This window comes from uncultured Parabacteroides sp. (assembly GCF_902493135.1).
GTDB lineage: Bacteria > Bacteroidota > Bacteroidia > Bacteroidales > Tannerellaceae > Parabacteroides.
This window is the reverse complement of sequence record NZ_CABUOD010000004.1, coordinates 111598-125477: the sequence shown is the minus strand read 5'-3', so window position 1 is coordinate 125477 and position 13880 is coordinate 111598. Positions and strand designations below refer to the sequence as shown.

The 13880-nt window shown below is 52.5% G+C and carries 11 protein-coding genes; 7 read left to right on the top strand and 4 right to left on the bottom strand.

The genetic code is table 11. The annotated features are described in order from the left end of the window. Positions 1–143: 143 nt before the first annotated feature. Positions 144–575 carry a DUF6078 family protein gene (locus RDN79_RS03245; RefSeq protein WP_374044474.1) on the bottom strand — a complete coding sequence of 144 codons (432 nt, stop codon included), beginning with the start codon at positions 573–575 and terminating at the stop codon, positions 144–146. A gap of 44 nt (positions 576–619) precedes the next feature. After that, positions 620–1939: an anaerobic C4-dicarboxylate transporter family protein gene (locus RDN79_RS03240; RefSeq protein WP_298551580.1), complete on the bottom strand. Its 1320-nt coding sequence runs from the start codon at positions 1937–1939 to the stop codon at positions 620–622. Between the two features lie 86 nt (positions 1940–2025). On the opposite strand from RDN79_RS03240, the gene galB reads away from it, so the two are divergent. Then, positions 2026–4530: a beta-galactosidase GalB gene (galB, locus tag RDN79_RS03235; RefSeq protein WP_298551578.1), complete on the top strand. Its 2505-nt coding sequence runs from the start codon at positions 2026–2028 to the stop codon at positions 4528–4530. A 91-nt stretch (positions 4531–4621) separates the two neighbouring features. Here galB and RDN79_RS03230 read toward each other — a convergent pair whose 3' ends face one another. After that, positions 4622–5470 (bottom strand): PepSY-like domain-containing protein, encoded by an 849-nt coding sequence (locus RDN79_RS03230; RefSeq protein WP_298551576.1) that lies wholly within the window; start codon positions 5468–5470, stop codon positions 4622–4624. Positions 5471–5675: 205 nt separating this feature from the next. Between RDN79_RS03230 and RDN79_RS03225 the strand changes: the two genes are divergently transcribed. The 6 genes from RDN79_RS03225 to RDN79_RS03200 all read left to right on the top strand — a co-directional run bounded on the left by RDN79_RS03225 (position 5676) and on the right by RDN79_RS03200 (position 12941). Next, the gene (locus RDN79_RS03225) at positions 5676–6923 is read left to right on the top strand and encodes an efflux RND transporter periplasmic adaptor subunit (protein ID WP_298551574.1); all 1248 of its coding nucleotides are present in this window, start codon (positions 5676–5678) and stop codon (positions 6921–6923) included. 17 nt (positions 6924–6940) lie between these two features. Further along, positions 6941–8212: an ABC transporter permease gene (locus tag RDN79_RS03220; RefSeq protein ID WP_298551572.1), complete on the top strand. Its 1272-nt coding sequence runs from the start codon at positions 6941–6943 to the stop codon at positions 8210–8212. Positions 8213–8227: 15 nt separating this feature from the next. Beyond that, a complete protein-coding gene (locus tag RDN79_RS03215) occupies positions 8228–9496 on the top strand; it encodes an ABC transporter permease (protein ID WP_298551570.1) in 1269 nt (422 codons plus the stop codon). Positions 9497–9511: 15 nt separating this feature from the next. Then, entirely contained in the window at positions 9512–10774 is a 1263-nt protein-coding gene (locus RDN79_RS03210) for an ABC transporter permease (protein WP_298551568.1), read from the top strand. A 35-nt stretch (positions 10775–10809) separates the two neighbouring features. After that, positions 10810–12081 carry an ABC transporter permease gene (locus tag RDN79_RS03205; RefSeq protein WP_298551566.1) on the top strand — a complete coding sequence of 424 codons (1272 nt, stop codon included), beginning with the start codon at positions 10810–10812 and terminating at the stop codon, positions 12079–12081. Between the two features lie 194 nt (positions 12082–12275). Beyond that, complete coding sequence (locus RDN79_RS03200) at positions 12276–12941, top strand: ABC transporter ATP-binding protein (RefSeq protein ID WP_298551564.1); 666 nt, start codon at positions 12276–12278, stop codon at positions 12939–12941. A gap of 82 nt (positions 12942–13023) precedes the next feature. Here the strand turns inward: RDN79_RS03200 and RDN79_RS03195 are convergent, their stop codons facing one another. Further along, entirely contained in the window at positions 13024–13821 is a 798-nt protein-coding gene (locus RDN79_RS03195) for a DNA-binding domain-containing protein (RefSeq protein ID WP_298551562.1), read from the bottom strand. Positions 13822–13880 lie beyond the last annotated feature (59 nt).

The following is a 13880-nucleotide window of genomic DNA, read 5'->3' as shown; positions in this document are numbered from 1 at the left end:
AACGGCAGTTTCCAGCTTAGGAAATTACAGTTCCCTGCCCGGGGAATTTCAGTTTCCTGGGCGAGAAACTATAGTTTCCTACCGTAGGAAACTGTAATATGTTGTAGCTTAATTAGATAAAGGCCTTTGTTTTGCCTCTCTTTTTACCAGTCGTAGCCGTCGATATAACCGTCGAAGTAATCATTCGTTTCAAGCCCAAGTTCTTTTGCCTGCTTGATGATGTATTGCTGTTCTGTAGGGTGGATCAGCCATTCCCCTTTGCGGGCAAGATAATAATTCTTGCGTCCGAAGTGGGAGATAAGCCTGCAGCGGAATGTCTGGGCGGCATTTACTTTCAGCGAGCCGATCAGGTTCAGGAAGCCCTTGGCATAGCGGATTTCTATGTTCGGGCGGTAATATTTGCAATCTCCCTTTATGCTTTTGAGTGCAGCCGGACTTAGAGTCATCAGGAATGCCGGTTTTGCCGGGGCATGTTTCAATGCCAGATGGCGGAGGCAGGTAGAGGACTTGGGGCAATTGTCCGCGGCGCATGTCCCATAATTGTAAGGGACTTGGGAATAATCGAATTTAATCATGATAGAATTACTATTTAAGATGATCTATAATATATAATGTATGCCTAAAAATGAAACAGCCGGATCAGCAGCAACCCCAACGCCACCGACACTCCGGTGGCAACCAAGCCCGGCATCATGAACGAATGGTTGAGGAGATATTTGCCGATATGCGTCGTCCCGGTCCGGTCGAAATTGATGGCGGCTACGATGGTCGGATAGTTCGGGATAAAGAAATATCCGTTTACGGCGGGGAACAGCGCGATCAGCATATAGGGAGAGATGCCGAGGGCGATTCCTAACGGCAACATCGCGCGGATGGTCGCCGCCTGGCTGAACAAGAGGATGGACATCACGAACAGGGCCAGGCCGAACAGCCACGGCATTTCCGTCACGATATGTTCGATCGAGCCTTTCAGCTCCGCCATGTTCCCGCCGATGAAGGTGTCGCCCATCCAGGCGATGCCGAAGATCGCGACGACCGCCTGCATGCCGGCGGAGAAGACGGAGCCTTGTACGGCCTTTATCCCGTCCGTCCGGGTGACGAGGAGGATAAGGGCGGCAGCCGAAAGCATCAGGATCTCGATGATATGCGCCATCTGCATCTGCCGGGTCGCCCCGTCTGCCAGGCCGAACACCGGGCGCAACGAATCCATCGAGCCGAAGAGGACGATGCCGATTGTCGCCGCAATGAATATGATCACCGACAGGAGGGCGGCGCGATGGTTCTCGACTCCTTTCGCCCTATATTTATCGCCCGTGAACTCCCCGTTTGCGATGCGGCGCAGGTATTCGGGGTCTTCCGCCAGCTCTTTTCCGACGCGCAGCGAGCAGAACGCTCCCGTCAGGACACCGGCCAACGTGCAGGGGACGGAGATCATCAGGATGTCCATCAACGATATATGTTGCCCCGACAGCATACTGAGCAATGCTACGGTCGCCGCCGAGATCGGACTGGCGGTAATGGCCTGCTGGGAGGCGATCACCGCAATCCCTAACGGCCGTTCGGGACGTATCTTCGTTTCGGTTGCAACCTCCGCTATCACGGGAAGGACCGAATAAGCCACATGTCCCGTTCCCGCAATGAAGGTGAAGATATAAGTAACCAGCGGGCTGAGGAGCGTGATCTTGGAGGGATTCTTGCGCAGCAACTTTTCCGCCCATTTCACCATCAGGTCCAGTCCGCCGGCAGCCTGCATGCAACTAGCGGCGGCGATGACGGCGACGATCATCAACATCACGTCGATGGGTGGCGAAGTAGGCTCCAGTCCGAATCCGAAAGTGAGGACCGCCAGTCCCAGGCCGCCTAATACGCCTAAACCGATACCGCCGAGGCGGGCTCCGATAATGATTGCAATTAAAACGAATAGTAATTGTAACAACATGTCTTGTAAAATGCAGATTTAGTTTGTAAAGGTTGCAAATTTAATTATTTTTGTTGCGCTAAGTACTACAAAAACAATTAATACGAATGAAAAGAATCTATTTCGCAGCTTTGGTAGGCTTGTTTGGGTGCGTGTCGGCCTTGTCGGCACAAGGGCGGAGTGAAGTCCTGTTGGAGAAAAACTGGAAGTTCACCCGCGAAGACAACAACGAGTTTATAAAACCTGCTTTCGACGACAGCAAGTGGCAGTCCGTGACTGTCCCGCACGATTGGGCGATCTACGGCCCTTTCAGTTCCCAGAACGATAAACAGGAGGTCGCCATCTCGCAGGACGGCCAGAAGGAGGCGATGGAGCATGCCGGGCGTACCGGCGGGCTGCCGTTTGTCGGTGTGGGCTGGTATCGCACCGAGTTCGACGTCCCGCAGTTCCAGGCCGGTAAGCGGGCGACGATCCTGTTCGACGGGGCGATGAGCCATGCCAATGTCTATATCAACGGACAGAAGGTCGGCTATTGGCCGTATGGTTACAACTCCTTCCACTTCGATATCACGAAATACCTGAAGCCCGGGCAGAAGAACACCCTCGCCGTCCGTTTGGAAAACCTGCCGGAATCTTCCCGCTGGTATCCCGGAGCCGGCCTTTACCGGAATGTTCACCTGATCGTTACCGAAGACGCCTATATCCCGGTTTGGGGGACATATATCACGACTCCTTCGGTCAACGAAAAATTTGCCAAAGTGAACGTGCGCACCAAAGTGGTGCTTCCCGAAGGGGCCGATCCTGCCAAATACAGCGTGGAAACCGGCGTATGGAACCCGAACAAGCAGAAGCTGACGGCTGTCCGCACTTCTCTTGCGCAGATGAAATACGACAACGGCCAGGCGGAGCAGGAGTTTATCATCCGGGATCCGTCCTTATGGTCGCCCGAAATGCCGGCTTTGTATTCGGCAGAAACCCGCCTGTATGAAGGCGACGAGCTGAAGGATGTCTATACGACTCCTTTCGGTATCCGCTCGATCGAGATCATACCGGACAAAGGCTTCTTCCTGAACGGCAAGCGGACCGTCTTCAAGGGCGTCTGCAACCATCACGATCTCGGCCCGTTGGGGGCTGCCGTCAACGACGCTGCCATCCGCCGCCAGATCCGTATCCTGAAAGACATGGGGTGTAACGCGATCCGTACTTCCCACAACATGCCTGCTCCTGAGTTGGTAAGGGCTTGTGACGAAATGGGCATGATGATCATGGCGGAGAGCTTTGACGAGTGGAACGTGGCGAAATGCAAGAACGGTTACAATCTGCTCTTCGACGAATGGGCGGAGAAAGACCTTGTGAACTTGCTTCATAACTTCCGCAACAATCCGAGCGTCGTCATGTGGTGTATCGGTAACGAAGTGCCCAACCAGTGGAACGAAGGCGATTGCAAGATTGCCAAATGGTTGCAGGATATCTGCCATCGCGAAGATCCGACACGCCCGGTAACCCAGGGAATGGATGCCCCCGATGCCGTGGTCAACAACAACTTTGCAGCCGTGATGGATGTGCCCGGTTTCAACTACCGTCCTTTCAAATACAAGATAAACTATAAGAAGTTGCCGCAGCGGATCGTCTTAGGCAGCGAAACGGCATCGACGGTCAGTTCACGCGGCGTTTATAAGTTCCCGGTCGAACGGAAGGCGATGGCGAAATACGACGATCACCAGAGTTCGGGTTATGACGTGGAACACTGCGGTTGGTCCAATTTGCCGGAAGACGACTTCATCCAGCACGAAGATTTGCCGTATTGCATCGGTGAGTTCGTGTGGACGGGATTCGACTATCTCGGTGAACCGACTCCCTACTATACGGATTGGCCAAGCCATAGTTCCCTGTTCGGCATCATCGACCTGGCAGGTATTCCAAAGGATCGCTATTTCTTGTACCGCAGCCATTGGAACAAGGCAGAGCGTACCCTGCATATCCTGCCTCATTGGACCTGGCCGGGACGTGAAGGCGAAGTGACGCCTGTCTTCGTCTATACCAATTATCCTACAGCCGAACTCTTTATCAACGGCAAGAGCCAGGGGAAACGCACGAAAGACCTGAGCATCGAACTGGACAGCAGCTATACCGAGGCCGCCCAAAAGAGTTTCGAACGACAGAAGCGCTACCGCCTGATGTGGATGGACACGAAATATGAACCGGGCACGTTGAAGGTGGTCGCTTATGACAAGGAGGGCAACCCCGTCGCCGAAGAGGAGGTGCATACTGCCGGCAAGCCTCACCATATCGAACTGGCCGCCGACCGCGACCGTCTGAAAGCCGATGGCAAGGATCTCTCTTTTATCAATGTCCGTGTTGTCGACAAGAACGGCAACCTCTGCCCTGACGCCACCCATAAGGTGAAGTTCAGCGTCCGAGGCTCCGGCTCTTACCGCGCGGCAGCCAACGGCGACCCTGCGTCGCTCGAATCTTTCCAGGCTCCGCAGATGTCCCTTTTCAAAGGACAACTGACAGCAGTCGTACAGACGGAAGAAACACCGGGCGTGATAGTCCTTGAAGCATCCGCTCCGGGTGTGAAGAGTGCGAAGATAGAACTGATCAGCGAATAGGCCGGATTGAGTGGTTATCCCGGTAAAAACGAATAGGCATCGGATTGGAAACGGACAGGCATCCGTTATGAATCCGATGCCTATCTGTTTTTTACTTGTCGGTAACGATATTCCCAAACACATCGAACTCGACCGTTACAGCCTGCCCGTTGTGGATGACATTGAATTTGTGGAAGGCGCCGTTGGCATCTATGAACATGTAAATGGACTCCACTTGGTCGCTTCCGTATTCGGAGGCCTTGAAGGCGTCCATGATGACTGTCGGGACTTCCTGTTCCGAAACTTTCCAGGTCGTACTTTTCCAGGTATATATCTGGGTCAGTTCGGCAATCTTCAGGGTCTTCCCGTCGAGGATCGCCAACTGTACACCGAAAGTCGTGTTTTCTATATCCAGCAACTCTGCTCCCTGGAAGGTCAGTTCCATCAGGCCGGCCACTTTTTCGGGGACGATGATCGGTTGGTCGACATCGTCTTTGGCATTATCGACCGCTTTGATCAGGTCGCCGTATAAAGTGTAATACAGGTCGGTCTCCTGTTCCGCCTTTTCAACTTCTACCTTATATACGGTTCCCATTCCGGCTCTGCCGATGGTATCGGCTTCCTCGATCTTCCAATCGGCATATTTGCCTTGTTTGATATCGGTCGAGATAGCCGTAGGCAACTCGTTGAGCGGCAAGTCCGTCTTGATCATGGCCCATACTCCGAGATGGTCGAACCAGGCGGTGTTATCGAGCGAGTTGTTTTCAAAGTCAATTACATAATAATCGTCATTGACTGTCCATTCTGTGTCGCGGGCATCCGGATATTTGGCATTGAAAGCGTCCAGGATGGTTTTAGGAGGTTCGATGCCGCCCGGTATGTTTTCGTCGTCTTTGCTACAGCCGGCAAAGAGCAGGGCGAAACTTGCGAAGATCGTAAAGACTGAAATTTTAGTGTTCATAATTTATCGTTTTAATTTGTTACGAATAAACAACAGCCGGGATGGAAAAGTTTTCTCAAAACCGAACACACTGTCCGATATTGAACACTTATTCCGGATCATATCTTCACGTAATCAATGATTTATGTTTTTGGCACGGAGTTTGCCTTGTAAAAGCCGTCAAGGCGGGAATGCCGGAAAAAGAAGATTTAAAACAACATTAAATATGGACAGAGAGATTTCAAAAGAAGTACAGAGAAAAGAACAACGCAAACAGTTTATCAAGATAGGAACTGTCGCCGGTGGTCTTATCGTCCTGATCGTAGTGGTGATCTCCATGCTTCAGACCAGTCTGAAACGGAAAGACCTCAACATCTCGAAGGTCGACAAGGGAGTGATCGAAGTTTCGGTCAGCGCGTCCGGCAAAGTGATCCCCGCGTTTGAGGAGATCATCAATTCGCCGATCAACTCCCGCATCGTGGAAGTGTATAAGCGGGGCGGCGATTCGGTCGATGTCGGCACGCCTATCCTGAAACTGGATTTGCAGAGCGCCGAGACCGAATATAACAAGCAGTTGGACGAAGAACAGATGAAGAACCTGCAACTGGAACAACAGCGCGTGACGAACCACAACAAACTTTCGGAAATGGAAATGAACCTGAAAGTCTCCCGCATGGAACTGGACCGCAAGGCTGTCGAACTCCGTAACGAACGCTATTTGGACAGCTTGGGCGCCGGTACGACCGACAAAGTCCGCCAGGTGGAACTCGATTATAACGTGAGTGTCCTCAAACTGAAGGAAGACGAGCAAAAATATAAGAACGAACAGGCTCTTGCCGAAGCGGATCTGAAAGTAAAAGAGTTGGAACTGAATATCTTCCGCAAAAGCCTTGCCGAGACCCGGCGTACGTTGGAAGATGCCCGGATCCGTTCGCCCCGCAAAGCGATCCTGACCTATGTGAACAACGAGATCGGTTCGCAGATAGGCCAAGGGGCGAAGGTGGCGATCGTTTCAGACCTGTCACACTTCAAGATCGAGGGCGAGATTGCCGATACCTATGGCGACCGTATTGCCGCAGGCAGCAAGGCGATTATCAAGATCGGCAGCGACAAGCTGGACGGCACGGTGAGCGATGTGACTCCGCTGTCGAAGAACGGCGTGATCTCTTTCACCGTCCAGTTGGAGGAAGACAATCATAAACGTCTCCGCTCCGGTTTAAAAACGGATGTCTATGTCATGAATGCCGTGAAAGACGACGTGCTCCGCATCGCCAACTCTTCCTATTATGTCGGAAAAGGGGAATACGAACTCTTTGTTGTCAACGGCGACCGGTTGTTGAAGCGCAAGGTGCAGTTGGGTGACAGCAACTTCGAATATGTCGAAGTGGTCAGCGGCCTGCAGGAAGGCGACGAGGTCGTTGTCTCGGATATGAACGCTTATAAGGATAAAAACAAACTGAAATTAGAAGAATAAGTAAGATAATCTGCTGTATGGTAAAACAATATTTGAAACAGGCTTTCTACATGCTGAAAGAGAATCGTCTTGTCAGCATTATCTCCATAGCGGGTACGGCAATATCGATTGCTATGATTATGATTGTGGTGCTGGTGTTCCAAATCCAGTTCGCCAACTATTATCCGGAGAACGACCGCGACCGGATGATGTATGTGGAAAGCGGCACGGAAGTACAGTCTTCCAATGGTTGGAACAGAGGGAATATGTCGGCCGAAGCGGTCAAGGAGTGTTTCTACTCGTTGGAACTTCCGGAAGCCGTATCGGGTTATGCTCTGAGTTTGAAACCGCTTTCCATTCCGGGAAAGCGCATGTATAAAGGATATGAGATCAAATACACCGACCCCGGCTTCTGGCGGGTCTTTTCTTTCCGGTTCGTGGCCGGGAAACCTTTCACGCAGGCCGACTTCGATTCCGCCATTCCGGCGGCCGTCGTTTCGGAAAGCGTGGCACGAAAGCTCTATGGCTCCACGGATGTGGTGGGGAAGGACGTGGTTATCGACCAGGCCGTTTATACGATTTGCGGCGTGGTGGAAGATGTCAGCCGCGCCGCCGACACGGCTTTCGCCTCTGTTTGGGTGCCTTATACGACCGACCGCATCCTCTTGGCCAATACGACGAAAGAGAATATGGCCGGCTCCTTTTCCGTTTGCATTTTGGCGAAGCGGAAAGGGGATTTCGATGCCATCCGACAGGAACTGGACCGTCAGATCGAACGTTATAACGGGATGAAGAAAGACTGCAAGATCAATTTCATGGGGAATCCGATTACTCGTTTGGATGTGGCGATCGGTTCTGAGGGGCAGGTGCATGTGTCGTTAAAGGACTATCTGCTGGAAACTGGATCGTTGCTGCTCTTCCTGCTGTTTGTCCCCGCCTTGAACCTGTTGGGGGTGACGCAGTCTGCCGTACAGAAGCGGCGGGCGGAGATGGGGGTCCGGAAAGCCTTTGGGGCGACCTGTGGAGTATTGATCCGTCAGGTATTGTACGAGAACGGGTTGATGACGTTGATCGGAGGAGCGTTGGGATTGATCCTTTCGCTGTTGTTCCTTCCGGTTTGCAAGGATTTCTTATTGAAGAGTGCGGATACGGCGTTAAGCGGCGATATGCTTTTCCAGCCGATAACGTTCGGGGCGGCCTTGCTGTTTTGCCTGTTGCTGAATCTGCTTTCAGCGGGCATACCGGCAGCACGGATAGCTCGCCAGAAGATCGTGGTCTCTCTGAAAGACGGTGAAGAGTTTAAAGAATAAGAGGAGGATATAGAAATGATCAAGCATATATGGACAATGATTTGGAACCAGCGGAGCAGTAATGGCTGGATATTCATGGAGCTGTTGTTGGTGTTCGGTGTACTTTGGGTTATGATGGATTCGATGTTGGTCAGCTTGTGTACTTACCAGTGTCCGCTTGGGTTTGACATCACGAACGTCTACAAGGTGAACATCGGGAAAAAGGCGGCAGGCATACCGGGTTATAAGCCTGATTCGTTGTTGAATACATCTACGGGTGAAGATCTGGTACGTCTGACAGGAAATATCCGCCGGGCCCCGGAAGTGGATGAGGTATGCATCGCAAACGCATCTTGCCCGTACACCTGGTCCAATAGCTGGACTATGTTAGTGAGGGCGGATGCCGATACCAGCATGAAGGCCGATTATTTCCAGTGTTTCCGTACGACGCTTTCCTATTTTGACGTGTTGCGTATCAAAGATCGCGAAGGCCGCCCGTTGCGTCCGATAGTGGAGAATAATATCGGCGATTTGGCGATAACGGCCGATTTGGAGGATAAGTTCTTCGAGGGAGAGTCGGGCATAGGGCAGCAAGTCAAATGGTCAGCTTGGGATACGGAATCCATAACGGTTGCTGCCGTTACTTCTCCTATCCGGCAGAATGAGTTCAGTGTGAGCACTCCTTGTTTATATCGATTGATGCGTACGGACGAAGAAGTGGTTGAAATGACCTCTTGGGCAAAGGCGGAGAATGTGGATTGTTTGGTCCGCATGAAAGACGGCTTCAAGGCGGAAGAGATGGAGGCCTTCCTAGATAAGATGGGTCAGCAGTTGGAGGTGAACAACTTATATGTGTCCTGTGTGATCCCGTTGGAAGAGCAACGTCCTGTGATCCTGAAAGGCCGGATGGACAACCTGAAGAAGAAAATCGCCTTAGTCGGTTTCATGCTGGTGAATGTCTTCTTCGGCATTGTCGGCACCTTCTGGCTCCGCACGCAATATCGTCGGGGAGAGATCGGACTGCGGTCGGCATTAGGAGCTTCGCGAGGCACGTTGAAGCGGTATCTCGATGTGGAAGGGCTTTCGCTGCTCGCTTTTACCATTCCGTTAGTGCTCATCTTCATTGCCAATACGCTTTATTTTGATCTGCCCGACACGGCAAAAATGGCTTACACCTGGTGGCGTTTCTTAGTCGCTTTCGGCGGCGCGTTCCTGTTGCTGGCCGCCATGATCTGGGTCGGTATCTGGTTCCCGGCACGTCGGATTGCGAAGATGGACCCGGCAGAGGCTTTACATTACGAATAATAAATAGTAGCTAATATGTTCAAACAGTATTTTAAACAAGCCATCCAGATGTTGAAGGAGAATCGCCTTACCAGTGTGATCTCGATTCTTGGAACGGCGCTTTCGATTGCGATGATACTGGTGGTGATTCTCCAGTTTCAAATCAGACTGGTAGGTTTCCGCCCGGAGTCTAACCGGGACAGGATGCTTTATATCCTGGGGATACGGGCGGACTCGCGTGACGACAAGAACCGCAACTCGACCGCCATGTCGGACGGTGTGGTGAAGGAATGCCTGTACGATCTTCAGACCCCTGAAGCGGTGACGGCTATGGCCGGAGGCAGTACGATCGTTTCGTTGCCGAACCGCCGGCTGTTCGAAGAATTTACGGTTCGTTACACCGATCCCGGCTTTTGGAAGGTGTTCGATTTCCATTTCCTCTCCGGGAAACCTTTTACGGAGGCCGATTTCAGTTCCGGCCTGCCCCGTGCAGTGATCACGGATCGGTTGGCACGCAAGCTCTTCGGCTCGGAAGAACCGGTAGGAAAAGAGATCCTGATGGGCTATGTGGCCTATCAGGTCACCGGTGTGGTGAAGGAACCGACGCGGGCTGCCGGGGGGGCCTATTCCGATGTCTGGGTTCCCTATACCAGTAATACCAATTATGTGGATATGAAGTCGTGCGGTGGCGTTTGCGGGAACTTCACTGCGGTGATTCTGGCACGTACGCCCGGCGATTTCGATGCGATCCGGGCGGAGATCCGTCAGGCGGTGTCGCGCTATAATGCAGCCGGGCGGGAATTTGTGCTGGGCATCAATTACGTGTTTTCCCGGATGGACATAGCGTTGGGATCGAACGATATGAACGGAGGCATACAGGTCGGTTGGAAGGAGTATCTGGTTGACAAAGTCCCCTTGCTGCTCTTCCTGTTGCTGATTCCGACGTTGAACCTGACGGGCGTCGTGCAGTCGTCCGTACAGAAACGCCGTTCCGAGATGGGAGTCCGCAAGGCGTTCGGGGCAACGAAAGGACGCCTCCTGACACAAGTCTTGTGCGAGAACCTGATCACGACGTTGATAGGAGGGATCATCGGGATTATCCTCTCCGTCGTGCTGCTTCAACTCTGTAAATCATTCCTCCTGTCCAAAGAGACGGTACTCACGTTTGAGATGCTGTTCAAACCCGTGTTGTTTGCCGCAGCCCTCTTCTTCACCCTGTTGCTGAACTTGCTGAGCGCCGGCCTGCCCGCCATCCGCATCGCCAGGGAACAGATTGTGGAGGCATTGAAAGAAAATTAGTCTATAACATATTAACGATAGATAAACTGAATACAATGATCAAACATATCCTGAAAATAATGTGGAACCAGCGTCGCAGTAACGGCTGGATATTTGCGGAGTTGCTGATTGTCGCCTGTGTGCTTTGGATGATGACGGATGCGTTCTGGGTGGATAACCGGACATACCATGCTCCGTTGGGATTCGATATCGAGAACGTCTGGCGTTTCAAGTTAAGCAAACTGGATGCGAAAGCTCCGGGCTACGTCGCCGATTCCCTGTACCATTCGTCCGATCCGGAAGACCTCACGCAGTTGATGACCCAGATCCGCCAGAACCCCGAAGTCGAGGATGTCTGCGTCACCTTCTATTCCTGTCCCTATTCGAACGGCAACTCCTGGCGCGAAGTCAAGCCGGTGGATGGCGATACCGTGTATGCCCATAATATGCAGACGTTCCAGTTGCGTAACGTCACCCCCGAATACTTCCGCCTTTTCCGTATCCGGACAGCAGACGGAGAGCCGGTGTACGACAAGGTGGCCGGGAAACACAATGTGATCGTCATCACTCCGGAGATGGCGGAAGGTTTCTATCACGGTGCTCCGAACGTCGTGGGCCGGCGCGTTTATCATGGCGGGAATGATTTTACGTCCGAGATCGCGGCCGTTTCAGCTTCCATCCGTTCGAATGACTATGAACGTCCGGAAGCCTGTTACTTCCAATGCCTCGAAGGAGAACTGTACAACTCGACCGTCAGCAGTTTCGGAGCCAGCAGCGCCGAGTTCTGCGTCCGTATGAAACACCCTTATACGCAGGACGAGATGAATCGTTTCCTGGACGGGATGGAAGAGCGGCTGACGGTGAACAACCTGTATGTGTACGGCATTTCCCCGATCTCTTCTTTCCGCGACCGCCAAATGTATTACTATGACCGGGAGGCGAACAACAAGATGTCCCTGATGGCTTTCATGCTGGTGAACGTCTTTTTCGGCATCATCGGTACTTTCTGGCTCCGCATGCAGAACCGCAAGGGCGAGATCGGCCTCCGCATGGCCTTGGGCGCCCACCGGATCACGTTGAAACGTTATATGTACACCGAGGGCCTTTGCCTGCTGGCACTGACATTGCCGCTCGTCATCCTCTTCGCCTTCAACATGGTCTTTATGGACAAGCTCGATACCTATCGCCAGCCGCTCAGCTTGGTACGCTTCGGTGTGACCTTCGGTATTACCTACCTGATGATGGCCGCCATGATCTGCGTCGGCATCTGGTTCCCCGTCCGCAAAGCCGTCCGGACGGCTCCGGCGGAGGCGTTGCATTATGAATGAGAAGATTTGCAAAACCGGACAATGTGTTCAATATCGGACACCTCTTGTTTTGTGTAGTTATTGATTAATAGTTCTTTACCTCTTTGGCACGCAATTTGCCCCTTAGAGGACATATCGGTAAATCATCATTAAACAAAAGAAATAATAACAACGGGCCGGCCCCAAGGTCTGTCCCACAACAAACAATAACGATTATGATAACACTTACAAATCTTGAGAAGATCTACCGGACGAAAGAGATCGAGACGGTTGCCCTGGAGAACGTGAACCTGACAGTCAATAAGGGAGAATTCCTGAGTATCATGGGCCCCTCCGGATGCGGCAAATCCACCTTGCTGAACATCATCGGCCTCTTGGATGCCCCGACCTCCGGCACTGTCGAGATTGCAGGGACCAACACGGTCAATATGAACGACAAGCAACTGGCCGAGTTCCGTAACCGGAAGTTAGGTTTCGTCTTCCAGTCTTTCCACCTGATCAATTCGCTGAACGTGCTCGACAATGTCGAACTGCCTCTTCTCTACCGTAAGGTCAGTGCCAAAGAACGCCGTGAAGCCGCCGTCGCCGTGCTCGAAAAGGTCGGCCTCTCGCACCGTATGCGCCACTTCCCGACGCAGCTCTCCGGCGGCCAGTGCCAGCGTGTCGCCATCGCCCGTGCCATTGTCGGGGGTCCCGACATCATCCTCGCCGACGAACCGACCGGTAACCTCGATTCCAAGATGGGTGCCGAAGTCATGGAACTGCTCCACAAACTGAACAAGGAAGACGGGCGCACCATCGTCATGGTCACCCACAACGAGGACCAGGCCAAGCAGACAAGCCGCACGGTACGCTTCTTCGATGGTCGCCAGGTGATGTGAGATACCCTTCGCCTCATCCCGATGAGGTGACATGCATCATCCGGATGAGGGAGATCGCATCATCCCGGTGAGGTGAGTAGCATCACCCTGGTGAGGTAGCATCACGCACGGTAAAGGAGACAGACCCCACTCGTGCCTTCTTATAGAGGTGGTAGGTAGGAGTGTACTGGCTGTGTATTTCTACCCGCCACTTACCAGGCTCTAATGGAGCAGGAGGCAGGAAGCAAAGGCGGGTAGCCTCGTTGATGAAGATCTGCTTAGGAGCGACGAAGTGAGTTATGCCCGTCAACTCATGGGTGAAATGCAACCCGACGTCCGGTAAGTCGCCCATCACTTTTATCCGCCGGCCATGTATGAAAAGCGGGCTGACGGGGGTAGAGGGGATCTCGCAAAAGACGCGTTCTTCCTGTCCGCCATAGGCATCAGGGAAGATGCTCACTTCGTCAGGAAGCGGAGCGTTGGGGTTGAAACCTCTCACTTCCACCGGAAACCAGGCGGCGAGTTGGTTCATGCGGGGCGAAGGGCGCAGATTGATCTGGATGGCATGACGCTTACGGTCGAACGGTTCGAGAGGCGTGGTAAAACGGCCGAGGACGTTTAACTCCGTCCTCCCGAAGCCGAAGTCTACATTGAAACCTCGTTCGATGGCATTGTAGATTTCATCGCTCATTATGCGGAAGACGGAGATGAGCAACTCGCGACGATAGGTCGTACGGTTGTAGACAACACGGTCGGCAATGTCTTCAATGGAGATGCAAGGATGAGAAGGAATCGTCCCCCTATAAAAGGAGCCGACGCCGGGAAGCTGGCTTTGGCTGAGTTTGATAAACAATTTACCGGGCCTCACCTTCATATCTGATTCAGGTAATTCTTTGTCCATGATCGTTCAGATTTAATGATTAGGTGATAAAGGTAAGAATAAAAAAGGTAATAATATAA